The sequence below is a fragment of the Mesorhizobium sp. P2_C7 genome, assembly GCF_056404515.1.
This window is the reverse complement of the sequence record NZ_JBFUDW010000002.1, coordinates 474,928-499,855: the sequence shown is the minus strand read 5'-3', so window position 1 is coordinate 499,855 and position 24,928 is coordinate 474,928. Positions and strand designations below refer to the sequence as shown.

Here is a 24,928-nt window from a genome sequence, read left to right as displayed (position 1 = left end):
GTGAAATGACCGTCTCGACCGTCAAGACCGACCACGCCTCCGCCGCCGTGCCGCCAGTCGCAAGGCCAACCGCGTCGGCGCACATCATCAAGGACGACGCCGAGGCGATTGCCATCGCTCAAGCGCTCGCCGCCGAATTCGCTAGGGATTCTTCCCGGCGCGACCGCGAGCGGATCTGGCCCGTTGCCGAACTCGATGCGTTTTCGCAAAGCGGCCTGTGGTCGATCAATGTGCCGAAGGCATTCGGTGGTCCCGAATTGTCCTATGCCACCCTCGCCAGGGTGATCGAGATCATCTCGGCGGCGGATTCCTCGATCGGCCAGGTTGCGCAGAACCATCTTGGTGTCGTCGCCGCCATTCGTACGGTGTCGGATGCGGATCAGCAGAAGCTGCTGTTCGCCGAAGTGCTGAAGGGCACGCGGTTCGGCAACGCCTTTTCCGAGTTCGGCTCCAAGCGCGCCGCCGATTTCGAGACCCGCTTCACTGATGCCGGCGATCATGTCGTCGTCAACGGCCGGAAATTCTATTCGTCCGGCGCGCTGCTCGCTCATCTGGTGCCGATCGTGGCGCTCGATGACGAGGGCCGTGCCTGGTATGCGATCGCCGACCGCGCCGCGCCTGGCCTGACGGTCATCGACGACTGGTCGAGCTTCGGCCAGCGCACGACGCTGTCCGGCACAGTCATCATCGACAATGTCAAGGTGCCGAAGACGCATCTGGTGCCCGGCTACAAGGGCTATGACAAGCCGACCGCCGACGGCGCCATCTTCCAGATCATCCAGGTGGCGGTGGACACCGGCATCGCCCAGGCGGCGATCGACGAGACGGTCAGTTTCGTCAGGACCAAGAGCCGCGCCTGGATCGACAGCGGCGTCGACAATGCCTGGGACGATCCCTACACCATCCAGGCCATCGGCGACCTGACGCTGCGCCTGCACGCTGCGCAGGCGCTGCTGGAAAAGGCCGGCCTGGCGATAGACCGGGCGGTGGCCGAGCCGACCGCCGAGACGGTGGCGCATGCGCAGGTCGTCACCGCCGAGGCGAAGATACTGTCGACGGAAATCGCCATCGCCGCCACCAACAAGCTGTTCGAACTGGCGGGAACCCGCTCGACGCTGGCCGAGCACAATCTCGACCGGCATTGGCGCAACGCCCGCACGCACACGCTGCACGATCCGGTGCGCTGGAAATACTCCATCCTCGGTAAGTATTTCCTCAACGGCGAAAATCCGCCGCTGCACGCCTGGAGCTGATTTTTCCACCGGCGGGCACAGGTTCGCCGCATCAGACATCGATCATCAAGAGGCCCACTGCCATGTCAAATCCAACAGTCGTCGGCTTTTCCGGCAACATCACCCTGCCGTCAAAGACGCGCGCCTTCGTCGATCTGGTCACCAGGGACATAGCAGCCCGCCACGGCCTGTCGGCGAGCACCTATGATATCGAGGATCTCGGTCCGTCGCTGGGAACGGCAAGATGGGCTCGCGATCTCGACAGCCAGGCGCGCCCAATCCTCGAGGAAATCCTCGCTGCCGACGTGCTCGTCGTGGGGTCGCCGACCTACAAGGGCAGCTATACCGGCCTGTTCAAGCACTTCTTCGACCTGATCGATCCGGCCGCGTTGCGGGGAAAGCCCATCCTGTTGACCGCGACCGGCGGTGGCGAGCGCCACGCCTTGATCGTCGAGCACCAGCTGCGGCCGCTGTTCGGCTTCTTCGAGGCCTTCACGCTGCCCACCGCCGTCTACGCCACCGACAAGGATTTTACCGACGGCGTGCTGCGCTCCGATGCCATCCTGAAGCGTGCGGCGCAGGCGGTGGACGAGGTCTGCTTCGTGCTGGCCAACCGTTCGGCTGGAAGGATCGCCGCCGAGTAGCATTCCGTCGGCGGATTGCGACGATAATTCCTGTGGGCGGTAGTCTCGCTTACGCGCAATTTACGACCGCCCGCTACATCTGTTCCTGTCTGATTCGTCTGAGACAGGAACGTCATGAGCAAAGCCCTCACATCCTTCGCACTGGTCGCGGTGCTGACCGCCTTGCTCATGGCGTTGAGCCTGGCTGTCGCCAGGCACGGCTATCCCTATGGCGCGATCGGCGTCAGGCGGCTCGATGGCATTGCCGATGCCGGAACGTTCATTCCGCTTGCCGCGGTCTATTTCTTCAGCGCCCTGCTGATGATGATCCTGCCGATCAGGGCGGCCAGCATCGTTCTCACCCATGCCGCCGATGCGGTCTTCTGGACCGTGATCGTGCTGTTTGCCGCCATCGTCGGCTGTCTCGCTGCCAGATGGGCCTTCGGCCAGGGCAGCGCCGTGTGGGCGCTGCTCAACTGGCGGTTCCTGTTTGCCGCAGCGATCGTCGGTTGCCACTTCGTCATGAACGAGCTGCGCCGCAATGTGCTGCTGCGCAGCCTGTTCTTCGTGGTTTTTGCCGCCGCGACGCTGGCCTGCCTGTTCTGGTCCTTCTCGCTCTGACCAGAGCATAGCCGGCTAGTTTCCTGACCCGACGCTGATGTTRCTGGCCGCCGTTGCCATCCATGTCCAGAGATAGGCGGCAAGCCCGCGATCGACATGGATGCGCAGCCTGCCCTGATGGCGATAGACGATGGCGCTTATGCCACCGAAGGAAAGCGCTGCGCTGGCACTCGCGTGCTTGGGATCGAGTGTCGTCCCGCGCGCGATGAAAGCGTCGAGCGCCGAGCCTTCGACCTCGAACACCTGCAGCCCGGCGCTGATCGCCGTCACTGCGAAGCCTTCTGCGTGCCAGCCCATCGCGACGGCGAGTGGGTCGTTCGACACGACGAGCAGCCGGTCGCGCGCCAGCCGCGCCGCATAGCGGTCGCCTCGCGCTGTGCCAAAGGCACCGACCCCATTTCCGTCCTGGCCGGACGCCCGCGACCAGGCGTCGAGGTCGCCGCTGACCAGCAACTGATTGAGGCCGTCGAACGCGCGCACCACGAGGCCGGGTGCCGTGATGACCGCCGACTGCCAGTCGGGCGCGACAGACCATTTTTCAGCGAGATCACGCATGCAGCCGGTCTCCTGCCGGGTCGAAGGCGCAAGGCGCGGCAATCGTCGCCCTGCTGACCTTGCCGAGGTGCTGGATGTCGATCGTCTCGCCGTGGCGGGCGGCGCCACTTTCGATCAGCCCAAGTGCGACCGGACGACCGAGTGCTGGGCTCTGGTAGCTCGATGTGACAAAGCCCTGGCTGCGCAATCTGCCATCGCTCCGCCTGACGCCATGCGCGCCGGTCGGCAGCGGCGCTTCGCCTTGCGGCACTGTCAGTCCGACAAGCTGCATGCGGTCGCCGCGCGAAGCCTCCTCGGTGAACAGCGAGCGGCGGCCGACGAATTCGCCCTGACGTTTGGCGCGCGGACCATCGACGCCGAGATCCTGCGGCAGCGTGGTGCCGTCAGTGTCCTTGCCGATGACGATAAAACCCTTCTCGGCCCGCAGGATCATCAACGCCTCGAGGCCGATGACAACCGCGTCGAACGCTTGGCCGGCATGGCGCAGATGCGCCCACAGCGGCTCGGCGCGATCAGCAGGGATGGAGATCTCGTAGCTCCTGTCGCCGGTGAAGCTGACGCGGGCGATGCGGACCTCTTCACCGGCATAGGAGCCATGGCCGACCGCCATATGCGGCAGGTCGGCATCGTCGAGCAAGAGGCCGAGATCCATCGTTTCAAGCAACTTCCGGGCGTTCGGCCCGGAAACGGTCAGCGTCGCCATTTCGGCGGTGGCGTTGTGGATGTAGACGGCGCCGCGCCCGAAGCGGTCCTGGCGCCATTCCTCCAGCCGCGCATGCACTGCAGCGACATGCGAGGACGAGCACGACACGACGAAGCGATGCTCGTCGAGCCGCACCAGCACGCCGTCATCGAAGACCACACCGTTCTCCGACAGCATGAAGCCATAGCGGCAGCGGCCGGGTTTCAGCGTCGACATGGTGTTGTAGTAGATGAAATCGACGAACTCGGCCGCCTTGGGTCCGATCACCTCGATCTTGCCGAGCGTCGAACCATCGAACAGCGCGACCGACTGGCGGGCACGCCGCGCCTCGTCCGCGATAGAGCGTTCCGCGTCGGCGTTGCCACCATAGTGAGCCGGGCGCAGCCAGCCGCCATATTCCTGGAAGACGGCGCCGCTGGCACGATGCACGCTCTCCAGCGGCAGCCGGCGCACCGGCGCCATCAGTTCGCCGCTGCGCGCGCCTGCAAAGCTCGCCAGCGGCACCGGCGTGAACGGCGGGCGATAGGTGGTGGTGCCGACCTCCGGCACCGTCCGGCCGGTGATCCCGGCCATCAGCGCTAGACCCGGCAGGTTGGAGGTCTTGCCCTGGTCGGTCGCCATGCCGAGCGTCGTGTAGCGTTTCAGATGTTCGATCGAGACGAAGTTTTCGCGTGCCGCCAGTTCGACGTCCTTCACCGTCACGTCGTTCTGGTAGTCGATCCAGATGCGTCCCTTCGCGCCGGGCATCGGCCATGCCGCGAGAATGCCGCCCGACGCTTCCGGTCCGGTGCTGCGCGGCACTGCTGTCTTGGTCTGGCCAAGCGATGCAACAGCCTTGCCGGCGCCTGCAAACACCTCCGACAAGGAAACCGCACCGGCCGCGGCGCCGGCCACGGCAATACCGTCGACCGGGTCGCCCGGCAGGAAGGCGGCGCGCGTCTCGCTCCAGGCGAGCTTGCCCCTGGCCTGGCCGAAGAGATGAATGGTCGGCGTCCAGCCGCCCGAAACCAGCACGCAATCGGCATCCAGCCTGGTGCCGTCGTCGAGCGTCACGGCTTGGACACGCAACCTGCCCTGCGCGGCGGCGAGGCTATGTCCAGCGATCAGCCTGACGTTGGCAGGTGCGGCGGGCGTGCCGTCGCGCCTGATGTCGACAAGCGTCACACCGGCGCCGGCCGTGGCGAGCGCCTCCGCCACTTCATAGGCGCTGTCATTGTTCGTGGCGATGACGATCCTGCGGCCGACCAGCACTGCATGCCGACTGAGATAGGCGAGTGCGGCATCCGCCGACATGATGCCCGGCAGGTCGTTGTTGCCGAAGGGCAGCGGCCGCTCGATGGCGCCGGTCGCCAGCACGATCTGGCGCGGCCTGACCCGCCACAGCGTGTCCGGCCGTCCGTCGCGATGGCGCTGGTTCAGGCCGACCAGATTGTGGTCGTAGATGCCGAAGGCGGTGGTCGAAGACAGGACCAGGTGACCGGCCGAGGCAAGCTCCGCAACCGTCTCCTCGATCCAGTCGGCGACCGGCTTGCCGTCGATCTCGCCGGCGCGGTGGCCGAGCGATCCGCCCGGCCTCTGTTGGTCGTCGACCAGCGTGACGGTCAGACCCGCGCCGGCCGCCAGCCTTGCCGCCGCCAACCCGGCCGGTCCCGCGCCCACCACCAGCACGTCGCTATGGTGGTTGATCTGGTCGGCTGTGCCCTGCGATGTCCAGTCCGTATCGACCTTGCCCAGTCCCGCCATGGCGCGGATGCGCGGCTCGAACATGTGCCAGTCCGGCCACATGAAGGTCTTGTAGTAGAACGCCGCTGGAATGAAGCGGGAGAAGCGATCGAGGAACGCGTTGCGGTCACTCAATGCATTGGGCGTGGCGTTGACGCTTTTCGCCACCAGCCCGTCGCGCGCCGCCTCGGTCGTGGCTCGCGTGCTCGGCGTCGCCGTCACGCTGCCACCGATATCGACCAGTGCGTTCGGCTCCTCGACGCCGGCGCCCCAGATGCCGCGCGGCCGATGATATTTGAAGCTGCGACCGACGACCGCGACATCGCCGGAGAGCAGCGCGGAGGCGAGGGTGTCGCCGGCAAAGCCATGCACGGTGGCGCCGTCGAAGCTGAAGCGGATCGGCCGGGACCGGTCGATGGCGCTGCCACCGGTGGCGAGGCGCGAGGCGGTCACGCCGCGTGCTCCCCACCGAGAGCGGTTGAGGACAGCACCGTGTGGGTGACGGTGTCACGTTCCATGACGAAGAACTCGCCGCAGTTCATATGCACCCAGATTTCGCGCGCCGTGCCTTTCGGATTGGTGCGCAGATAGAGGTAATCAGCCCAGCGCCCGACCGGCACATCGACGCCATCTGGCCGCGCATTGCCGGCATCGCCGCCATAGTGGAACTCGGTCTCGTCGCGCGGGCCGCAGAACGGGCAAGGGAAAAGCTGCATAAAGTCCTCTTAATGCGCGATGCCGGAGCCGGCCGCTTCGTCGATCAGCCGCCCACTGGCGAAGCGATCCAGATCGAACGGACGGCTGATGTCGTTGTGCTTGCCTGTTGCCAGCAATTGCGCCAGCAGCGTGCCGCCGGCGGGGATGGCCTTGAAGCCCCCCGTGCCCCAGCCGCAATTGAGGAACAGGCCGGGCAACGGCGATTCACCGATGATGGGTGAGGAGTCCGGCACGACATCGACGATCCCGGCCCATTGCCGCATCAGCTTCAACTGGCCGAAGATCGGGAACATCTCCAGCAGGCCGGCAATCACCGTCTCCAAGGTGGGTAGATTGCCGCGCTGCGCATAGGAGGGGATGCGGTCGAGCCCGCCGCCGATGACAATCTCGCCCTTGTCCGACTGGCTGACATAGACCCCTGTGCCTGGCGACAGCACCACCGTGTCGAGGATCGGCTTGACCGGCTCGGAAACGCAGGCCTGCAGCGCGTAGGAGTTGATCGGCAGGCGAAAGCCGGCCTTGGCCGCCAGCACCGAGGAATGACCGGCGACCGCCATGCCGATACGGTCGGCACGGATCGCGCCACGCGTCGTCTGGACGCCGCGGCAGCGGCCGCCCTCGATGATGAAATCGGTGATCTCACAGTTCTGGATGATGTCGACGCCGAGCCGGCTCGCCGCCCGCGCGTAACCCCAGGCGACCGCGTCATGGCGCGCCGTACCGGCCCGGCCTTGCCAGATGCCGCCGAGCACCGGGAAGCGCGCATCGGCTGAGAAATTGTAGATCGGCGCCACCCGGCGCACATCGTCTGGCGAAAACAGCTCCGCATCGATGCCGTTGATCTGCATGGCGTTGACGGTTCGCGCCCCGACCTCCATTTCGGCGGTGCTGTGACAAAGATTGACCATGCCGCGCTGCGACAGCATGACGTTGTAGTTCAGGTCCCTGGACAACCCCTCGTAAAGCCGGTGCGCCAGCCCGTAGAGCTCGACGCTTTCCGGATAATAGTAGTTGGAGCGCACCACGGTTGTGTTGCGGCCGGTGTTGCCGCCACCGATCCAGCCCTTTTCCAGCACTGCAACCCGGCTGACATTATGGTTCCTTGCTAGGTAGTAAGCCGTCGCCAGCCCATGGCCGCCGCCGCCAATCACGATCGCGTCATAGGATGGCTTCGGCTCAGGCGAGCGCCATGCCGGCTGCCAGCCGGTCTGGCCGACCAGACCCTCCTTGAAGAGCGACAAAGCGGAGTAAATTCTGGTCATGGCGTGCCGGGCAAGCTGCTCTCTCAGTTCAAAGCGTAATGGTATTGTACATACATGTCTAGTACGCCTGTCGATCATACACGTAGGCTGATGGTGCTAGCGTTTGCGCGAAATCGTCTCCTCGACGTAGCGCGAGAACGCCTCGACATCCTCCGCCAAAGGCTCCTGGCCGGTGAAGCTGCGCAGATACAAGGCGACCTGAGCCAGGCGGCTGCTCATCGGCTCGTTGAGTTCGAGCGAGTAATAGCCGATCTGCATGAAATAGAGCACGCGGGCGCGCACGAACGCGTCTTCTTCGTCATAGCCATGACGCACGAACATGTCGCGAATGGCATCGACGCGCTCCTCGTCCGCCTCGTCGAGCGCGCGCCTGATGGCAGGCGAGCGACGGGCCCAGGCCCTGATCGCGAAATCGAGTTGCGGATCGAACAGCCTTTCGTCCACCCAGCATTCGAAGATGCTCATCACCCCGCGGATCACGGTCGCGGAGGGCCGCCTGGCGCGTTCGACGATGAACCTGGTGTTGGTCTGCCGCCAGTAATCCAGCAACTGGTCGAGCAGGTCCTGACGACTTTTGAAATACCAGTAGAAGCTGGAGCGCGAGACGTCGAGCTTCTGGCCAAGGGTCAGCACGCGAACGCGTTCGACACCATCCGAGATCAACGTTTCAAGCGCAAGCTTCAGCCAGTCTTCGCGCGTGGCCTTGATGTTTCCGGTGGCGCCGGCGCGCTGGATCGTCGTATCTGTGGCTTCCATAGGCACGACGCATGACACGCTGCATCAGGCAAATCAAGGCTATGGACACTTCTGTCCAGGTCAATTCGGCCTGGCCCGGATGATGCCTCACGTATGGCGCTGTCGCCGCCGCGCCATCGGCATGATGCCAGGCCTGGGATTTTGTCGCGGGCGGCCAGCCCACTGCATGCTTTCCCGAAAGGCAATTGTCTGGCAAATACCAATTCAGACAGACGCCGCCGCGCGGCCAACCAGCAGGAAGACAAGACATGACCCTGTTTCGACAGAACCTCATCGATGGCGAATGGGTCGGCGACGCCGGCTCCCGCAACATCAACCCCTCGGACACCGGCGATGTCGTCGGCGACTATGCCTCGGCGGGAGCCGCGCAGGCAGGGCAAGCAATCGCCGCCGCCAAGGCCGCGTTTCCGGCATGGTCCCGGTCTGGTCCGCTGGCGCGCCACGCAGTGCTGAAAAAGGCCTCGGACGAGATCATGGCGCGCAAGGACGAGATCGGCCGCAATCTGGCGCGTGAGGAAGGCAAGACACTGGCCGAAGGCATCGGCGAGACCATTCGCGCCGCCCAGATATTCGATTTCTTCGCCGGCGAAACATTGCGCTTGTCAGGCGAGGTCGTGCCAAGCGTGCGGCCGGGCGTTGGCGTCGAGATCACCCGGGAAGCCGTCGGCGTGGTCGGCATCATCACGCCGTGGAATTTCCCGATCGCCATTCCGGCCTGGAAGATCGCTCCGGCGCTCGCCCATGGCAACACGGTCGTCTTCAAGCCGGCGGAGCTGGTTCCCGAGAGCGCCTGGTCCATCGTCGACATCCTGCATCGCGCCGGCCTGCCGAAGGGCGTGCTCAATCTCGTCATGGGCAAGGGCTCGGTCGTTGGTCAGGCCATGCTCGACAGTCCAGATGTCAACGCTATCAGCTTCACCGGTTCGGTCGGCACGGGCAAGCGCGTCGCCGCCGCAAGCGTCGAGCACATGCGCAAGTTCCAGCTCGAAATGGGCGGCAAGAACCCGCTGGTCGTGCTTGACGATGCCGACCTTGCGGTCGCCGTCGATTGTGCGCTCAACGGTGCCTTCTTCTCGACCGGCCAGCGCTGCACGGCCTCGTCCAGGCTGATCGTGACCGACGCCATCCATGACCGTTTTGTCGATGCCCTCAAGGATCGCATGGGCAAGCTGGTCGTCGGCGACGCTCTCGACGCGCAGACCCAGATCGGCCCGGTCGTCGACGCGACCCAATTGAAGCAGGACGAGGATTATATTGCCATCGGCGTCAGGGAAGGCGCCACGCTCGCCTTCGGCGGCGAACGGCTCGACCGCAAGACGCCCGGCTTCTATCTCAGCCCGGCCCTGCTGACCGAAGCCACCAATGCCATGCGCAGCTCGCGCGAGGAGATTTTCGGACCTGTCGCCAGCGTCATCCGCGTCAGGGACTATGACGAGGCGTTGGCTGTCGCCAACGACACACCGTTCGGGCTGACCTCGGGCATCTGCACCACGAGCCTCAAGCACGCCACGCACTTCAAGCGCAATTCGGAGGCCGGCATGGTGATGGTCAACCTGCCGACGGCGGGCGTCGATTTCCATGTTCCCTTCGGCGGCCGCAAGGGGTCGAGCTACGGCCCGCGCGAACAGGGCCGCTATGCCATGGAATTCTACACCACGGTGAAGACCGCCTATACCTTCGCAGGCTGATCGGCCACCGCCGATCACGCCTGGCTGATCGGCCACCCGGGCCGATCATGCCGGCGACGCGGCAAACTCAAGAACACCGGACCGGCGCGCGGCGATGACATTGCGAGACCTGACCTGGCTCAATCCGCCGCCGCACCATGCCATCGACGGCGATACAGTTCGTGTGCGCACCGGCAAGGAGACCGATTTCTGGCGCGAGACCTTCTACGATTTCTGGCGCGACAACGGCCACTTCCTCTACCGTAAGGTCGAGGGCGATTTCACCGCCGAAGTCACGGTCGAGGGCCGCTACGAGGTGCTGTACGACCAGGCCGGACTGATGGTCCGGCTCAGCGAAACGCACTGGATCAAGGCCGGCATCGAATACACCGACGGCGTGATGTATTTTTCCGTCGTCGTCACCAACGATGCCTCGGACTGGTCGCTGGCCACCATTCCGGCCAGCCCGCACGGTGTGCGGATCCGCTTGACCCGTCATGCCGAGACGATCCGCGTCCAGTATCTCGATGCTTCCGATGGTCGATGGAAGCCGGTGCGGCTCGCCTATTTTCCGATCTCGAAGGTGGTCGATGTCGGCATGATGTGCTGTTCGCCGCAACGCGAGGGTTTTGAGGTGACGTTCTCCGGTTTTTCGGTCGGCCCGCCGATAGCGCGGGAACTGCACGACTGAAGCCTGCGCTTCTGCGCCTCAATCACCCACCAGCTTCGTCCAGCCCCAGCCCGTCGCGAACGGCGTTGCGGATGGCTCGCGGGCCGAATCTGGCCCAGACTGCCTGATGCGCGCGGATGCGCTGCTTTGCTCTGCGTTCGGCGTCCAGGCAAAGTCCGACCGCCATGTCGGCAAGCTCCTCATCGCTATCCGACAGCAGCAGCTCCTGGTTCTCGACAAAGCCAAGCCCCTCGGCCGCCAGCGGCGTCGCGATCACCGGCACGCCCCAGGCCATCGCCTCCAGGATCTTGATGCGGGTGCCGCCGCCTGCCGCAAGCGGGATGATGGTGAGATGCGCCCTGGATAGGAGCGGTGCCATGGTTTCCGGATCTTCGACCAGCTCCACGCCTTGCAATCCGGCCAGCGCCCGCACGGCAGGCTTCGGCCTGCGCCCGGCAATAACCAGCGTCGCCGCCGGAAAAGCCGCCTGGATACGAGGAAATATGATGCCGGCTAATCTCTTGGCGGCATCGACATTTGGCGGATAGTCGAGATGGCCGACGAACAGGATCACCGGAAAGTCATTGTCAGCCGCATGCTGGGCGCGCAGCGTTTCGGGGATATCGCCGGCGTGGGGAATTCCGTTCGGAACGACATCGACCGGCATTCTGTGCGGGAAAAGGGTCATCAGCCTTTCGCGGTCCTCGTTCGAACAGACCCATACCCTGTCGACGAGGGAAAGCGCCTTTCCTTCGAGGCGCCTGATGGCAATGGCCGTGGCAAGCCTGGCCGCGGCGGATCGCGCCTTGTCGGCGCGATGCAATTGTCCCGCCAGGTCGGACTCGACATTGTGCATATCGAGGATGAGCTGTTTCGTCAGGGGTCTCAAAGGTCGCAGCAGCTTGAACAGGCCTATGCCCTCGACCACAATTGTGTCCGGACGGAAGTCTTGAACGAGGGTCTCGAGCCGCGTCAGGGCAGAGCGCGAAATGCGATGTTCTGCCCTTATGCGCCACCAGCCGATCGAACCGGTACGAGCTTCGCCTTCGTTCGACAGGGCCTCGATGCGGATCGACGGATCGACTGCTTCCACAGCCTGCGGCCGCACCGATGCCAGGCAGACGGGTCCGAACGCCGCTGCCGCCACGGCATTGCGGTGGTTGCGCAGATCGGTGCCGGACTGCGGCGGAAAGGCCGGATCGTGCGACACGACCAGCACACGCCGTTCGGCGCTCCGAGGCTCTGTTCCAGACGGCATTCCAGACCGTTCCGCAATCACAAAAGGGGTTCGACTTGTTTAGCTGAACGGCGCTTTCGTCAAGCGGCGGATATACATTGGATGTCTGGTGCAGCAACATGGCGGCGGGCCACAGGGGTCACCGCCTGGACCACGCCAGCCAGCGCGCCGACAACCGCTTCCACAGCGAGGTGAACCGGGTTCGCCGGTAAGCGTCTCCGGCCATCTTTATGCCTTGTGCCTGCGTCGGGAAGGGATGGATGACGTCGGCAAGCGCGTGCAGTCCCATACCGGATTTGATGGCGAGCGACACCGCATTGATCATCTCGCCTGCATGGCTGGCGACGACCGTGGCACCCAGGATGCGATCCGACCCTTCCTTGACGTGGATTTTGACAAAGCCCTCCTCCTCGCCGTCCATGACCGCACGCGCGACGTCGTGCATCAGCACCGTATAGGTCTTGACCGGGATGCCATCCTGGCGCGCCTGTGCCGGATAGAGGCCGACATGGGCAATTTCCGGATCGGTATAGGTGCACCACGGCACGACCAGCTGGCTCACCCTCTTGCGCCCGAGGAACAGGGCGTTCTGCACGACGATGCGGGCCGTTGCCTCCGCGATATGGGTGAATTTGTAGTCGAGGCAGACATCGCCCGCCGCATAGACGCGCGGATTTGTGGTCCGCAGATAATCGTCGACCTTGATGCCGTTGGCATCGTATGCCACCCCGGCGTTTTCCAAGTCGAGACCGTCGACATTGGGCGAACGGCCGATGCCGGTGATGATCTCGTCGACGGAAATCGTCGTCGTGTCGTCGTCCCGCAGCAGGTCGGCGAGCTTCTTGCCGCCTGCCGTCCGTACCGCCACAACCTCGGTGTTGAGCCGAACCTCGACCCCTTCGCGCGCCAGCGCATCCGAAAGGACCTGGGCGGCGTCGCGCTCCTCGCCGGGCAGGAACATCGGGTCCCGCTGGGCCAGGATGACTTTCGCACCCAGCAGGCAGAAGGCCTGCGCCGCCTCGCAACCGAGCGGCCCGCCGCCGATGACCAGAAGCCGTGGCGGGCAGGCTGTGAGGTTGAACACGGTCTCGTTGCTGAGATAACCGGCTTCGGCCAGCCCCGGAATCGTCGGCAGGCTCGCACGGGCACCTGTCGCGACCAGCGCCTTCTTGAAACGCAGCGTCTTGCCGGCGACCATGACCGCGTCCAGTCCGGCAAACCGCGCTTCGCCGAAAAAGACATCGATGCCTTCCGAGGCGATGGTCGCGGCCGAATCGGCGCGGCTGATCCGCTGCCGGATTTGCCGCATCCGCCTCATGGCCCGCTGGAAGTCGACGTGAAGACGGTCCGGCGTGTCGCCGCCAAAACTTTCGGCATCGCGCATATCGGCATAGAGCCTGGCCGTGCGGATGACCGACTTCGACGGGATGCAGCCGACATTGACGCAGGCTCCGCCGATCAGGTTGCGCTCGATCAGCGCGACCTTTGCGCCGAGGCCGGCCGCGTCGCGGGCGGCGGTCAGCCCGGCCGGCCCGGCGCCGATAACGACGAGGTTGTAGGGACCGTCCGGCTCCGGGTTCTTCCAGTGCGGTGGATGGGCGTGCTGGATCAGCTCGACGTCATTGCGGTCGACAGGGAAGGCGGCAGTCCGGTCACGCGCCATCGCCGTCATCCCTCGACAGCCATCCACCCGTGAAGCCCGCCTTGCGCAAGCCGCGACGGATGTGCTGGTTGGAGCGCATCAGTTTCCAGACCAGGCGCGAGCGGTGGTTCTCGATCATCATCACCACAATGCCCTGGTCCAGACCGTAGTGGCCTTCCGACACCCAACCGTTGCGGCCGAATTTTCGCCGGTTCGCCAGTGTCGGGTTGAAGCCGCTCGGCAGCCGGAAATTGTCGACCACCTCGGGGTAACGATCCCCGAGATGGCGCAGCGCCGCCAGGCAGATCTCCGGCGCGAAAGGCAGTGACGCGGGGTAGGACCATGGGGCGATCGTCCCGTCATCCGGCCCGAACGGAGCGCCACGCGCGGCATAGCCGGAAAACCGGCGACGCTGTCGCTGCACGCTGGTGCGAAAGCCACCTGGTCCGTCGCCGGCCGAAAGTCCCCACAGGTTCTCGTCATAGCCGCCATAGCCATAGGGGTTGTGCCGCGCATAGTCGCGGTGGAGGTAGGTCGAGCGGCGGCTGTTTTCGAAATAGTCCGAATTCTTCTCGCGCATGAAAGCGTCGCGGATGCCGGCGAAATCGATCCAGGCATGCGAGAACTGGTGCATGAACAGCGGTCCGCCATAGAGCACGTCGTAGCCGTAGATGTTTTCCCACTGGTAGGTCGCGGTCCAACCTTCGTAGCTGTCGCCGGAGGTCGGGCTGTCGGGCGAGGCCATCGACAGCACATAGAGGATCGTCGCTTCGTTGTAGCCTTCCCAGCCATAGTGGAGAAAGCCGCTCTTCGGCTTCCAGCCCTGCCGCAAGGTTGGACTGCTGCCTTGCGCCCACCGCCAGTCGACACGCCGGTAGAGCGCCTCGGCCAGTTGGCGGATTTCGGCTTCCTCGTCATCGTCACCGGAGAAATAGGCGCCCGCCACCAGAATGCCGGCGATCAGCAATGCCGTATCCACCATCGACAGCTCGCAGCGCCAGACGCGCAGGCCGGTCCGCATGTCGAGGAAGTGGTAGTAGAAGCCTTTGTGGCCGGTGACGTCGTCGCCATTGCCTTGCGAGGAGGTCCAGAAGAAGCGCAGTGCCGCAAGGTTCAGCTTCACCGCCGCGTCGCGTGTCATCCAGCCTCGCTCGACGCCAATCGGATAGCAGGACAGGGCGAAACCGACGACCGCGATGCTGGCCGGTGAATTCGGCCGCGACGTATCGGCGACCAGCCCATTTTCGGGGTTCACGTTCTCCAGGAAATAGTCGAAGGCCGCACGCTGGTAGCGATCCAGAAGCTCGTCATCGGACAGCGCGGCGGGTTCGGCCCTAAGCAAACGATGCACACTCCAGCCTGACCGCCGCAGGTTCCGCCGGTCGCATGGCGAGCCCATGGCAGGTCATCGAGCATGCCGAACTGTCACTCGGTGTCATGGCTTTCCCATATCTTTCTTGCGTTCTTATCGATTCGGGCGTCGGCAATCATACGCGTGTCGCGCTCCCTTCGTTGCCCCCGTCACGCAGAATTGTAGCTGCATCCACCGACGCAGGGAATGGTCCGGTGGATGGCGCTGTCACATCGCCACCGACGGAAAGGCACGTCGACGCAGGAGCTTCTATCGGTCCACCTGGTGCTGGAAGAACTGCAGGAACAGTTCCCGCTCGGTGGTGATGTCGAGTTTTTCGTAGATGCGGCGGCGATGGTTCTTCACGGTGCCGACGGTGATGCCGAGGCGCTCGGCGATGTTCGCCGTCGGGTGGCCGGCCAGGATCAGCTGGACCAGTTCCCGCTCGCGCAGCGACAGTTCCGGCCACAGGCTTGCCGGGATGGTCGGCTCCTGCCGGGGCGAGGCACCGGGGCCGGTCGGTGCTGAGGTGCGGGAGAACTCGGTTCCGCGCGCCTTGGTGTCGAGCGCATGCAACGCCTCGAACACCGGCAGCCGCTCGTCCAGCAGGGCGATCTCGCTGTCCTTGAATGCGGTGGTCGAGCGGTCGAGGAAGATGCCGAGGCACCAGTCGCCGCCATCGGCCAGCATGATGCCAACCTCGTCGCAGATTTCCGACTGCGCCAGGAAGCCGGCAATGTACTGGCCGCGCTTGGCCGCGTCGTCGGCAAGCCGCTTCAGCGGCATGATGCCGAGCCTTCGCTCGCGTCGCCACGAGGCGTAGAAGGGGTCGAACACGTAGTAGCTGGCGAGATAGCGCTGCACCATCTCGTCCGAGAAGCGCCGGTGCTTTACGAATTCCGGTGTCTGCGTCGCCGAATAGCGCGTCACGGTGACGAGGTCGTGCGCGATGTCCGCGCCGATCAGGTCGATCAGGCAATCGACATGCCTGTCCGTGCCGATGGCGGCGATCGCTTTGGCGAGCGGCGCCCAGATGGTCCCCATGCGCATGCCCTTTTCTGGGCGATGTCGGTCAGCCCGTCATTGTGTCTTTAGGCATATGGCGCGAGGCCACCCGCCGAATCTAGCCTAGCGACAACTTAGACCAGATTCCGAGGCGACCGTGACCCAGCCCAACCTCACCGGCCCCATCGTTGGCAATCCGCCAATCATTGGCAATCCAATCGTCATCGGTATCGACGCCGGCGGCACCATGACCGACACGATCCTTGTCGATCAGGACGGCCACTTCAAGATCGGCAAGTCGGCGACCACGCCGAAGAACGAAGCCGAAGGTTTCCTCGCTTCGGCCGAGGACGCCGCGGATGCCTGGGGCATCTCGCTGGAGCAGCTATTTTCCGGCGTCAACGTCGTGCTCTATTCCGGCACCGGCATGCTCAACACGCTGCTGTCGCGCACCGGGCGCCGGCTCGGCCTGATCACCACCAAGGGGCTCGAGGACATGATCCTGATGGGTCGCGGCCTGCAGGCCTGGGCCGACTATTCCTACGCCGACCGGCTGCATACGGTCACCCACCATCATCCCGATCCGCTGGTGCCGCGCCGCCGTACCCATGGCGTTACCGAACGCATCGACCAGTTCGGCGACATCGTGCTGCCCCTCTACGAGCATGAGGTCGCGGTGGCGGCGAAAAAGCTGATCGCCGACAAGGTCGAGGGGATCTGCATCATGACGATCTTCTCGCACGTCAATCCGGTGCACGAGAAGCGCATTGCCGAGATCTGCCGCGAAGAGATCGAAAAGGCCGGCGCCGAGATCACCGTTTACACCAGCCACGAGGTTCGTCCGGTCATCCGCGAACAGTCGCGGCTTAACTCGGTGCTGATCGAGGCCTACGCCACCTCGCGCGGCCGCAAGCAGCTCAAGGGGATCGAAGACGTCTCGAAGAAATACGGCTTCAAGTATGGCGTGCAGACGCTGCTCTCCTTTGGCGGCCTGACCTCGATCAATCATCCGCGCCTGCATGAAACCATGATTTCAGGCCCGATCGGCGGCATTCTCGGTGCTGCCTATGTCGGCAAGCTGATCGGCAACGACTCGCTGATCTGTTCGGACATGGGCGGCACTTCCTTCGACATGGGCGTCATCACGCGCGGCCAGACGCGGATCGAGAACGAGCCGCTGATGGACCGTTTCAAGCTCAACGTGCCGACGCTGCATCTCGACACCATTGGCGCGGGCGCCGGCATGATCCTCAAGGTCGATCCGCTGACCAAGAAAGTCAGCCTAGGGCCGGAAAGCGCTGGCTCCGATCCCGGCCCGATCTGCTTCGCCAGGGGCGGTACCGAGCCGACCATCGCCGATTGCGACGCCATTCTCGGCCGGCTGAACCCGTATTACTTCCTCGGCGGCAAGGTCGTGCTGCAGGTCGAGAAGGCCCGCAAGGCTTTCGAGGAAAAGTGCGCCAATGTGCTCGGCGTTGGTGTCGAGGAGGCCGCCGAAGGCATGATCGACATGCTGGAGGCCGACGCCAACAACGCGCTACGCCGCGTCATCTCCGGCCAGGGCATCCACCCCTCCGAGTTCACGCTGCTGTCCTATGGCGGTTCGGGTCCGCTGCACCTGGCCGGTTGCTCCAGGGGCATCGGCTTCAAGGATATCATCACCTTCCAGTTTGCCGCCGCCTTCTCCGCGTTCGGCTGCACCACGGCCGATTTCATGCGCCGTCATTCGGTGTCGACGCAGCACGACATCCCCTCGCGCGCCGACGAGGCGACGCTTGCCGCTTTCGGCGCCAAGGTCACCACGGTCTGGAACGATCTGACCAAGGCGGCGGTCGACGAGATGATCGCCGACGGCCATGCGCGCGAGAAGATCAGGACCGTGCCGTTCCTGATGATGCGCTACACCGGCCAGCTCGAGGACGTCGAAGTGATGGCGCCGCTCGCCGAGGTCAACTCGGCCGACGACATGCGCAAGGTGCTCGACGAGTTCGAGGCGGTCTATGCCAAGGTCAATCACCGCGTGTCGCGCTATGGCGAGGCCGGCTTCACCATCACCGAACTCGGCCTGATCGCCACCGCCGACAAGGTTAAGCCGGTGCTGCTCAAGCGGCCGCTCGGTGCCTCCAATCCGGCTGCCGCCCACAAGGGCGTGCGCGAGGCCTATATCGGTGGGCGCTGGCACAAGGCCAACCTCTACGAGATGGATCTCTTGCAACCCGGCCATGAGGTGATCGGGCCCGCCATCATCGAACATCCCGCCACGACGCTCGTCGTCCATCCGCAAGACCGTGTCCATGTCGATGAATGGACGCTGCTGCACTACACCCACGCTTGAGAGGGCGATCGCCATGTTGGACAAACCTGCCTCGGCCCTGCGCCTTCGCGAAAGACTGCTCGATTCCGAGCGGCTGATGGAAGAGACCGGCTGCTATGACGGCATCACGGAACTCACGCTGCGCAACCAGGATCCGTTGAAATTCGAGACCCTGCACACCAAGCTGCGCGCCTACTGCGTCTCGGCACGTGAAATGGCCCGCCGCATCTCGGCCTCGCCCGGCGTGCGCGAGGTCGGCGAAATGGTGGTCGCCATCTACACTCCCGAGGGCGACGCCATCGCGCTGTCCAACGGCATCATGGTGCATGTCCACACGATGAGCCGCTTCATCAAATGGATGATCAAGAACAACTACGAGGAAAACCCGCGCATCCGCGAAGGCGACATCTTCGCCAACAACGACGCCTTCATTGGCACCGTGCAGGTGCCAGACGTCATGGACGTGGTGCCGATCTTCCATGAGGGCACCTTGGTCGGCTGGGCCGGTGCGGTCTGCCACGAGCTCGAGGCCGGCGGCATCACGCCGGGCGGCGACGTCTGCCTGGCGCAGGAGCGCTTCACCGAAGGCCTGTTCGTCTGCGCCGAGAAGATCGGCGAGAATGACGAGATCCGCCGCGACTATGTCATCCGCTGCGAGCGCAATCTGCGCATGCCGATCTACTGGGTGCTGGACGAGAAGGCCAAGGTCGCCTCCTGCATCGACATGCGCGAAAGCGTAAAGCAACTGATTTCCGAGATCGGCCTCGACTATTGGATGAAGGTGTCGAAGGAGTTCATCGAGGAAGGCCGTCGTGCCCAGCTTGCCCGTACCCGCCAGCTCACCGTGCCCGGCATCTATCGCGGCCACACCTTCTATGGCCACGTCACGGCAGGCAAGCCCGGCTTCCAGCTGCTCGGCGATCCGGACTGGCTCTACAACATCCCGATCGAGATGGAGATCACCACCGACGGCAAGATCACCATGGACTTCGAGGGCACCCAGCCCTGGGGCTACCATTCGATGAACTGCACGCCGGCCGGCATGGATGGCGGCATGTTCGTCACCTTGACCCAGCACATGAATTTCGAAGGCCTGGTCAATGACGGCGCCTGGATGGCGACCGAGCTGAAACTGCCGCACGGCACCTGGACCAACCCCGACAACGAGATGGTGGCGACAGCCACATCATGGGCGCTGCTGCTGCCGGCCTATGGCGTGTTCCAGCGGCTGCTGTCGCGCAGTTTCATTGCTCGTGGTTTCGTCGAGGAGGCGTTCGTCGGCCAGGTCAACAGCCCGATGATCGAGATGGGCGGCGAAAGCCAGTACGGCACACCGTTCGGCATGGCGCACTTCGAATGCGCCGCCGCCGGCTCCGGTGCGCTCGCCATCAAGGATGGCCTCGACACCGCCTATGTCGGCTGGAACCCGGAATCCGACATGGGCAACATCGAGGTCTGGGAACAGTCGATGCCGATGGTCTATATCGGCCGCTCGATCGTGCCGAATTCCGGCGGCGCCGGCAAATATCGTGGCGGCTGTTCCTTCGTCTCGACCTGGCTCATCAACAAGACCCCGCATCTGCGGCTCCACACTTCGGAACACTCTTCGCGTGTGTTCGACAATGGCGGCATGTGCGGCGGCTATCCGGCGCCGACCTGCCAGAAGCACCGCGCCGTGCGCAATTCCAACATCCATGAACTGGCGGCCAGGGGCGAACCGCTGGCGCATGCGCCAGGCATCGACCCCCATGAGTCGGACTATGAGAAGAACATTGGCGGCGACCATGTCGTGGTCGAGGGCCCCTACATCACCTCGCCGCACAAGGAGGGCGATATCTTCAGCCATTCCTACAATGGCGGCGGCGGCTACGGCGACGTGCTGGAGCGCGATCCGATCAAGACGGCCTGGGATGTCGAGAACGGCTTTCTCACCCGCGAAGCGGCGGACAGCGTGTTCGGCATCGTGCTGAAGGACGATGAAGACGGTTATCCCACGGCCGATATCGATGCGACCGTGACGCGTCGCGCCGCCATGCGCAAAGAGCGTCTGGCGAAAGCAATCCCGGTGGCGGACTGGATCGCCACCGAGCGAGGTCGGGTCGAAAAGGCCGACTTCGCGCCGGAGGTGAAGAAGATGTACGCCAGCGCGATCAAGCTGTCGTCGCGCTTCACCAAGGATTTCAGTGATTTCTGGAACGTCGACGCCAGGTCGATCTTCACGCCGGGAGCAAAGCCATGACCTCGTACAGCAAGGAAGTCATCCGCGATCTGGCTGCCGGCCAGCTGCCCTGGCCGCAGACCCGGCGCATCATGAGCGCCTACAAGGACGATGACCGTTTCTTCAAGATGGTCGCCGTCTATCAGGATCGCGTCGCCTGGAAGGATACGATCCTGCTGCCGGTCTCGGATCACCTGTTCATCTGCCAGAGCGGCGATGAGCGGATAACCCGCTGCGAGTGCGGCCACTCCTTCGGCGACTACCGCAAGAACTGGAAGCTCAACGCCGCGATCAACGTGCGCAACACCGAGCAATCCTTGCGCGAGATCTATCCGAACAGCGATCTTCCCGATCCCGAATGGATGGAAATCCGCGAATTCATCTGCCCGGAGTGCGGTACCTTGCACGAGGTCGAGGCGGCGGCGCCGGGCTATCCGATCGTGCATGATTTCGAGCCCGATCTCGAAGGCTTTTATCGCGAATGGCTGGGCAAACCACTTTGACGACACTGATCTTGTGAGCCGCGTTGCAGGCAAGGTAGCCTGGCTGCCCGCACCGAATTGTCTTGGAGACCACGCCTGATGACAAACCTTTCCGGCCGCAGCGCGATCATCACCGGCGGGTTTTCCGGAATGGGCTTTGCCATTGCCACGGCACTGGCTGAGGCTGGCGCCAATGTCGCCGTCGGCTCCTACATTGCGCCCGCCGGCGCCGACAAATCCGATGCCGCCTATTATCCCGGCGCCGACGAAATCGTGCGTGTGCGTTCGGCTCTTGCCGCCCATGGCACTAGGGTTCACGCCGCCCATCTCGACGTGCGCGACAGCGACGTCACCAACGGTTTCGTGGCGGAAGCCGAAGCCGCTATCGGCCCCGCCGACATATTGGTCAACGCCGCCGGCACCACCGCCGAACAGCCGGTCTGCGGCCACTCCGACGCGCTGTGGGACAAGATCGTCGACACCAACCTGACCGGCGCCTTCCGCGTCACCCGTGCCGTGCTGCCCGGCATGATCGGGCGCGGCTGGGGCCGTATCGTCAACATAGGCTCGACCGCCGCCTCCGTCGGCTGGAAGGACAACCCGGCCTATTGCGCTTCCAAGGCCGGCCTGCTCGGCCTGACCCGCTGCGTGGCGCTAGAAGGGGCGGCGCATGGCGTCACCTGCGTCATGATCAGCCCGACTTGGGTCGAGACCGAACTGATGCGCCGCAACGTGGCGCAGGTCGTCGAGCGCGAAGGCAAGGGGCGCACGGCGGAGCAAGCAATGGCCGAAATCGCCAGCGGCAACCCGCAGCAGCGCCTTCTGCAGCCACAGGAGATCGCGGCTCTTGCCGTCTTCCTTTGCTCGGATCTGGCCAAGGGCATCACCATGGAAAACATACAGATCACCGGCGGAGCACTGTGGTAGCGCTGATCCAGGCAGCTGTGGCCGGACAAGCGCCGGCCTGATCTCGGCAATCGCCTCGCTGTAAGACAAGGTGACCGGATTTGCCATTGAGCGCAGGGCGCGATAGGTTATATTGCACTGCACAATGGAGACGCCGTTTATTGCACGCCCTTGTTTGCGGATATGCCGACTGGCCCACGGCCTGCCGGCCTTGGGTCGCGCCGGCGGGACTCTGAGATGAAGATTCCAAAGTCCCTGCTGGTCGAACCCGAGAAGAATTCGGTCTATGGCAGTTTTGCCGTTGCCGTCTCGATCTGGGCATTTTCCTATTCGGTCATTTTCGGCCAGATCCTGATCCTCGCCTACTACGCGGTCTGGCTGCCGCTCATCCTGGTCGACTACCGGCGGTTCCTGCGGCACCTGTCCAGCGCCTGGCTGCCACTGCTGTTTGCCGCCTATGTCTGCTTCTCGGTCTTCTGGTCGCAGGCGCCCGGCGTCACGGCGAGGACGTCGATCCAGTATTTTTCCCATATTGCCTGCGCCTACGTCGCGGCGCGCACCGTCAGCGTGCGCACATTGACCATAGGCGCCCTGATCGGGATATTTGTCGTCCTGCTCTATTCGCTGCGGGTCGGGAACTATTCCGAGGACGTTCTCGACGGTACCTACAACTTCGTCGGCGCTTTCGCCTCCAAGAACCAGATTGGCTTTGTCGCCTCGCTCGGCATCTACTTCTGCGTCGTTTTCGTTGCTTTTTACAGGCGCGGCTGGCGGAGCGTCATCCTGGCGGTGCCTATCGTGCTGTTGTCGGCCTATCTGCTGGTCATTGCGCATTCCGCCACCTCGATGGCCTCGATACCGGCGGTCCTGGCGCTGGTCGCGCTTCTTACCATGAGCAAGCTCCTGTCGCGGCGCTATCGGCGGGTGATCTTCCTGATCGGCGCCGGCCTGCTGGTCGTGGTTGCCTTCGTCGCCTTGAATCTCGGGCTGATGGACTTCGTCCTTGGCCTCTTCGGAAAGGATTCGACGCTCACCGGGCGAACCTATCTGTGGGAGCAGGGCTGGAACGCCGTGCAGAAAGCACCGATTCTCGGCATCGGCTATGCCGCCTATTGGGTGCAGGGCTTCGCCGAAGCCGAGCGGCTGTGGAACGAATTCTACATCACCACCCGCACCGGCTTCCACTTCCACAACACCTATATCGAAGCCCTCGTCGAACTCGGCTTCGTCGGAGCGACGCTGGTCTCGCTGATCATGCTGCGCACGCTCTACGGCCACGTCTCGGCGGTGATCTTCAAGGCATGGCAAGCGGATTCGGTGATTCTCTTCGGCGTGATGGTGCTGCTCCTGATCCGCTCCTTCGTCGAGGTCGAGATTCTCAACCCCTACATCATGGGCTCCTTCCTGATGTATTTCAGCTTCTTCAAGCTGGCGCGGCTGCCGGTCACCCGCACGCGGTGGAGCCCCGCCTTCGAGCAGGCTGAGGCGGCCAAGAGAGAGGCCGCCTGGCCCCGGCATGTGAATGGTCCGGCGGCCGCCAACCCGTCCTGAGCCAGTGCTTGGCGCTCAAAACTGCGCGGTTTTGACATGCATCAAAACAAAGGCTTGAAGCGCGTCGCATGAATCCCTTCAAACGCGACGCGCTTTATCGTTTGGGAGGCGGAAGCAGGGCCAACGGCGGTTTCGCCTGGGAGCCTTCGCCCAGGCAGGCCTGGCCCAAGGCGGGATCCATCCCTGGCGGGATGGATCGAAACGCCGGATCGTGCCGGGGTTTCCGGGTCTGCTGGCTAGAACAATTCCAGGAAAGTATGAAACGGTTTTCCCGGGAAAAGCGCGTAGCGCGTTCCCTTAGGGAATCGCGTCAAAGCAAAGAGTTGGAGCGGTTCGCTGTTTCCGTGAAACAGTGAACTGCTCAAGGGGTCTACTGGCTGGGGGTCTACTGGCTGGTCAGCGGCGCCAGCTTGACCTTGATCACGTCGCCGGGCAGCACCGGCGTATCTTCCTTCGCCGAGATTTCGCTGCTCTTGCCGTCGACGACCCGCACCAGTGCGTAGAGCAGGCTGGGTTGCTGGTCGGTGTCACTGGCGGACCTCATCGAGGGATCGCTGGCTTGGGCCATCAGGCCTTTCTGCATATTCACCTTGAGCGCGGCCTCGTTGAGGTCGGCTTCGGTCTGCTGCCGGTCGGTGGCGAGATTTGAACTCAAGGTGTTCTGGGCATCGATGGCGTCCTGCGTCGCCTTGCTGATCGCCTGCTTGGCGGTGAGGATGGCCGTTTCGTAGTCCAGGATCTTGCCCTGCAGGTCGGCGACGGACTGCCGCGAATCGAGCAGCCGGGCGTTGGCGATCAGGCCTTTCTGTGCCAGCGGGCCGATGCTGGTGAGCTGCTGCTGTGCCAGGTCGACCTGCTGCTGCTGGTTGACGATCTTCTTCTGCAGCGACTCGATTTCGGACTGCAGAACCCCCTTCAGATCGCTGAGCGCCTCAAGCTTCAGCTTCAGCGCCTTTTGGTCGGACGTCAGGATCGTCATCTCGTCTGCGACGATGGCTGGCAACCGCGGATCGCCCTCGGCCTCCTTCGGCACGTCGAAACTCGCCTTGCCGGCCATATCGGCGTCGATGCGGGCGCGCTTGACGAGCAGCCGAATGCGCTGGTCGTCAGAGATATCGAAATTGCCCTTGGCGGTGACCAGGTCCTTGCCGAGCTGCGGGCCATAGTCGGCGTTTCGCCTGATCCCACCGGCGACACTTATGGCCTTCAGCACCGTCAGCTCGGGCACATAGGGAAATTGGCCGGGGTTCTGGACTTCGCCCGAGATGTAGAACGGCCGGTACTGCGCCATTTCGACGGAGGCTTCGGGCTTGTCCGACAAAGCGAGCTTGCGTTGCAATGCCTGGCCGATCGCCGCTGCGATTTCCGACGTGGTCTTACCGGATGCCGGAAGCTCGCCGGCGAACGGCACCGACAGCGTGCCGGAAGGGCCAACCGTGTACTCGCCATTCACCGCCGACCAATCACGGAATGTGCCTTCGACCGTCTGCCATTCGGCAACGCGGATGGTGAGCTTGTCCTGCGATCCGAGACGGTATTCGTCGGCTGCGGCGATGCGAGGAATGACCAGCGACATGGCAAGGCATGTGGCCAGCAAACGCGCCCGCCGCAGCCGGCCGGAAACCGGGCCGCTGCGAAGGGCTTCAAACATATCTGTTTTCAACTGAACGTTCCGATCCGCTTTAGCCCCATCG

20 protein-coding genes are annotated in these 24,928 nt (G+C 64.0%); 10 read left to right on the top strand and 10 right to left on the bottom strand.

Annotated features, from left to right (window positions below; genetic code table 11):
- Positions 1-5 precede the first annotated feature (5 nt).
- The 3 genes from AC1D2G_RS07310 (at position 6) to AC1D2G_RS07300 (ending at position 2,476) form a co-directional block, all read left to right on the top strand.
- Complete coding sequence (locus AC1D2G_RS07310; protein WP_477412950.1) at positions 6-1,253, top strand: SfnB family sulfur acquisition oxidoreductase; 1,248 nt, start codon at positions 6-8, stop codon at positions 1,251-1,253.
- A gap of 62 nt (positions 1,254-1,315) precedes the next feature.
- Positions 1,316-1,876 carry an FMN reductase gene (gene msuE / locus AC1D2G_RS07305; RefSeq protein ID WP_477225185.1) on the top strand — a complete coding sequence of 187 codons (561 nt, stop codon included), beginning with the start codon at positions 1,316-1,318 and terminating at the stop codon, positions 1,874-1,876.
- Between the two features lie 114 nt (positions 1,877-1,990).
- Positions 1,991-2,476, top strand: a complete 486-nt coding sequence (locus tag AC1D2G_RS07300; protein WP_095082895.1) for a hypothetical protein — start codon at positions 1,991-1,993, stop codon at positions 2,474-2,476.
- 15 nt (positions 2,477-2,491) lie between these two features.
- On the opposite strand, the gene AC1D2G_RS07295 is transcribed toward AC1D2G_RS07300, so the two are convergent.
- The 5 genes from AC1D2G_RS07295 to AC1D2G_RS07275 all read right to left on the bottom strand — a co-directional run bounded on the left by AC1D2G_RS07295 (position 2,492) and on the right by AC1D2G_RS07275 (position 8,191).
- Positions 2,492-3,031, bottom strand: a complete 540-nt coding sequence (locus AC1D2G_RS07295) for a hypothetical protein (protein ID WP_477412948.1) — start codon at positions 3,029-3,031, stop codon at positions 2,492-2,494.
- The gene (locus AC1D2G_RS07290) at positions 3,024-5,909 is read right to left on the bottom strand and encodes a sarcosine oxidase subunit alpha family protein (protein WP_477412946.1); all 2,886 of its coding nucleotides are present in this window, start codon (positions 5,907-5,909) and stop codon (positions 3,024-3,026) included. The genes AC1D2G_RS07295 and AC1D2G_RS07290 overlap by 8 nt, the downstream gene beginning before the upstream one ends.
- Entirely contained in the window at positions 5,906-6,172 is a 267-nt protein-coding gene (locus AC1D2G_RS07285; protein WP_477412944.1) for a sarcosine oxidase subunit delta, read from the bottom strand. The genes AC1D2G_RS07290 and AC1D2G_RS07285 overlap by 4 nt, the downstream gene beginning before the upstream one ends.
- A 9-nt stretch (positions 6,173-6,181) precedes the next feature.
- Positions 6,182-7,435 carry a sarcosine oxidase subunit beta family protein gene (locus AC1D2G_RS07280; protein WP_477412942.1) on the bottom strand — a complete coding sequence of 418 codons (1,254 nt, stop codon included), beginning with the start codon at positions 7,433-7,435 and terminating at the stop codon, positions 6,182-6,184.
- A gap of 96 nt (positions 7,436-7,531) precedes the next feature.
- The gene (locus tag AC1D2G_RS07275; protein ID WP_477225190.1) at positions 7,532-8,191 is read right to left on the bottom strand and encodes a TetR/AcrR family transcriptional regulator; all 660 of its coding nucleotides are present in this window, start codon (positions 8,189-8,191) and stop codon (positions 7,532-7,534) included.
- Positions 8,192-8,439: 248 nt separating this feature from the next.
- On the opposite strand from AC1D2G_RS07275, the gene AC1D2G_RS07270 reads away from it, so the two are divergent.
- Positions 8,440-9,879, top strand: coding sequence for an aldehyde dehydrogenase family protein (locus tag AC1D2G_RS07270; protein ID WP_477412940.1), 1,440 nt, complete (start codon positions 8,440-8,442; stop codon positions 9,877-9,879).
- Positions 9,880-9,973: 94 nt separating this feature from the next.
- Positions 9,974-10,549, top strand: coding sequence for a DUF1349 domain-containing protein (locus tag AC1D2G_RS07265; protein WP_477302301.1), 576 nt, complete (start codon positions 9,974-9,976; stop codon positions 10,547-10,549).
- Positions 10,550-10,571: 22 nt separating this feature from the next.
- Here the strand turns inward: AC1D2G_RS07265 and AC1D2G_RS07260 are convergent, their stop codons facing one another.
- From AC1D2G_RS07260 to AC1D2G_RS07245, 4 genes are all read right to left on the bottom strand, one after another.
- Positions 10,572-11,786 (bottom strand): glycosyltransferase family 4 protein, encoded by a 1,215-nt coding sequence (locus tag AC1D2G_RS07260; RefSeq protein WP_477412938.1) that lies wholly within the window; start codon positions 11,784-11,786, stop codon positions 10,572-10,574.
- A gap of 118 nt (positions 11,787-11,904) precedes the next feature.
- Complete coding sequence (locus tag AC1D2G_RS07255) at positions 11,905-13,428, bottom strand: mercuric reductase (RefSeq protein ID WP_457150137.1); 1,524 nt, start codon at positions 13,426-13,428, stop codon at positions 11,905-11,907.
- Positions 13,418-14,749: a glucoamylase family protein gene (locus AC1D2G_RS07250; protein WP_477413066.1), complete on the bottom strand. Its 1,332-nt coding sequence runs from the start codon at positions 14,747-14,749 to the stop codon at positions 13,418-13,420. Before AC1D2G_RS07250 ends, AC1D2G_RS07255 begins: the two co-directional genes overlap by 11 nt.
- Positions 14,750-15,028: 279 nt before the next feature.
- Positions 15,029-15,808 carry a helix-turn-helix transcriptional regulator gene (locus AC1D2G_RS07245; protein WP_477412936.1) on the bottom strand — a complete coding sequence of 260 codons (780 nt, stop codon included), beginning with the start codon at positions 15,806-15,808 and terminating at the stop codon, positions 15,029-15,031.
- Positions 15,809-15,968: 160 nt separating this feature from the next.
- On the opposite strand from AC1D2G_RS07245, the gene AC1D2G_RS07240 reads away from it, so the two are divergent.
- From AC1D2G_RS07240 to AC1D2G_RS07220, 5 genes are all read left to right on the top strand, one after another.
- On the top strand, positions 15,969-18,098 hold the full coding sequence (locus tag AC1D2G_RS07240; protein WP_477413064.1) for a hydantoinase/oxoprolinase family protein: 2,130 nt from the start codon (positions 15,969-15,971) through the stop codon (positions 18,096-18,098).
- A gap of 13 nt (positions 18,099-18,111) precedes the next feature.
- Positions 18,112-20,316, top strand: coding sequence for a hydantoinase B/oxoprolinase family protein (locus AC1D2G_RS07235; protein WP_477412934.1), 2,205 nt, complete (start codon positions 18,112-18,114; stop codon positions 20,314-20,316).
- Positions 20,313-20,798, top strand: coding sequence for an acetone carboxylase subunit gamma (locus tag AC1D2G_RS07230; RefSeq protein WP_477412932.1), 486 nt, complete (start codon positions 20,313-20,315; stop codon positions 20,796-20,798). Before AC1D2G_RS07235 ends, AC1D2G_RS07230 begins: the two co-directional genes overlap by 4 nt.
- A gap of 78 nt (positions 20,799-20,876) precedes the next feature.
- Positions 20,877-21,704, top strand: a complete 828-nt coding sequence (locus AC1D2G_RS07225) for an SDR family NAD(P)-dependent oxidoreductase (protein ID WP_477412930.1) — start codon at positions 20,877-20,879, stop codon at positions 21,702-21,704.
- 216 nt (positions 21,705-21,920) lie between these two features.
- Positions 21,921-23,234, top strand: a complete 1,314-nt coding sequence (locus tag AC1D2G_RS07220; protein WP_477412928.1) for an O-antigen ligase family protein — start codon at positions 21,921-21,923, stop codon at positions 23,232-23,234.
- A 385-nt stretch (positions 23,235-23,619) separates the two neighbouring features.
- Here AC1D2G_RS07220 and AC1D2G_RS07215 read toward each other — a convergent pair whose 3' ends face one another.
- A complete protein-coding gene (locus tag AC1D2G_RS07215; protein WP_457150143.1) occupies positions 23,620-24,885 on the bottom strand; it encodes a polysaccharide biosynthesis/export family protein in 1,266 nt (421 codons plus the stop codon).
- Between the last annotated feature and the right edge of the window lie 43 nt (positions 24,886-24,928).

Bases quoted from the DNA above. Each gene is read 5' to 3' on its own strand.
- msuE (WP_477225185.1), top strand. From the start codon at position 1,316: ATGTCAAATCCAACAGTCGTCGGCTTTTCCGGCAACATCACCCTGCCG.
- AC1D2G_RS07270 (WP_477412940.1), top strand. From the start codon at position 8,440: ATGACCCTGTTTCGACAGAACCTCATCGATGGCGAATGGGTCGGCGAC.
- AC1D2G_RS07275 (WP_477225190.1), bottom strand. From the start codon at position 8,191: ATGGAAGCCACAGATACGACGATCCAGCGCGCCGGCGCCACCGGAAAC.
- AC1D2G_RS07285 (WP_477412944.1), bottom strand. From the start codon at position 6,172: ATGCAGCTTTTCCCTTGCCCGTTCTGCGGCCCGCGCGACGAGACCGAG.
- AC1D2G_RS07220 (WP_477412928.1), top strand. From the start codon at position 21,921: ATGAAGATTCCAAAGTCCCTGCTGGTCGAACCCGAGAAGAATTCGGTC.
- AC1D2G_RS07230 (WP_477412932.1), top strand. From the start codon at position 20,313: ATGACCTCGTACAGCAAGGAAGTCATCCGCGATCTGGCTGCCGGCCAG.
- AC1D2G_RS07215 (WP_457150143.1), bottom strand. From the start codon at position 24,885: ATGTTTGAAGCCCTTCGCAGCGGCCCGGTTTCCGGCCGGCTGCGGCGG.
- AC1D2G_RS07310 (WP_477412950.1), top strand. From the start codon at position 6: ATGACCGTCTCGACCGTCAAGACCGACCACGCCTCCGCCGCCGTGCCG.
- AC1D2G_RS07245 (WP_477412936.1), bottom strand. From the start codon at position 15,808: ATGCGCATGGGGACCATCTGGGCGCCGCTCGCCAAAGCGATCGCCGCC.
- AC1D2G_RS07255 (WP_457150137.1), bottom strand. From the start codon at position 13,428: ATGGCGCGTGACCGGACTGCCGCCTTCCCTGTCGACCGCAATGACGTC.
- AC1D2G_RS07225 (WP_477412930.1), top strand. From the start codon at position 20,877: ATGACAAACCTTTCCGGCCGCAGCGCGATCATCACCGGCGGGTTTTCC.
- AC1D2G_RS07260 (WP_477412938.1), bottom strand. From the start codon at position 11,786: ATGCCGTCTGGAACAGAGCCTCGGAGCGCCGAACGGCGTGTGCTGGTC.
- AC1D2G_RS07300 (WP_095082895.1), top strand. From the start codon at position 1,991: ATGAGCAAAGCCCTCACATCCTTCGCACTGGTCGCGGTGCTGACCGCC.
- AC1D2G_RS07235 (WP_477412934.1), top strand. From the start codon at position 18,112: ATGTTGGACAAACCTGCCTCGGCCCTGCGCCTTCGCGAAAGACTGCTC.
- AC1D2G_RS07280 (WP_477412942.1), bottom strand. From the start codon at position 7,435: ATGACCAGAATTTACTCCGCTTTGTCGCTCTTCAAGGAGGGTCTGGTC.
- AC1D2G_RS07265 (WP_477302301.1), top strand. From the start codon at position 9,974: ATGACATTGCGAGACCTGACCTGGCTCAATCCGCCGCCGCACCATGCC.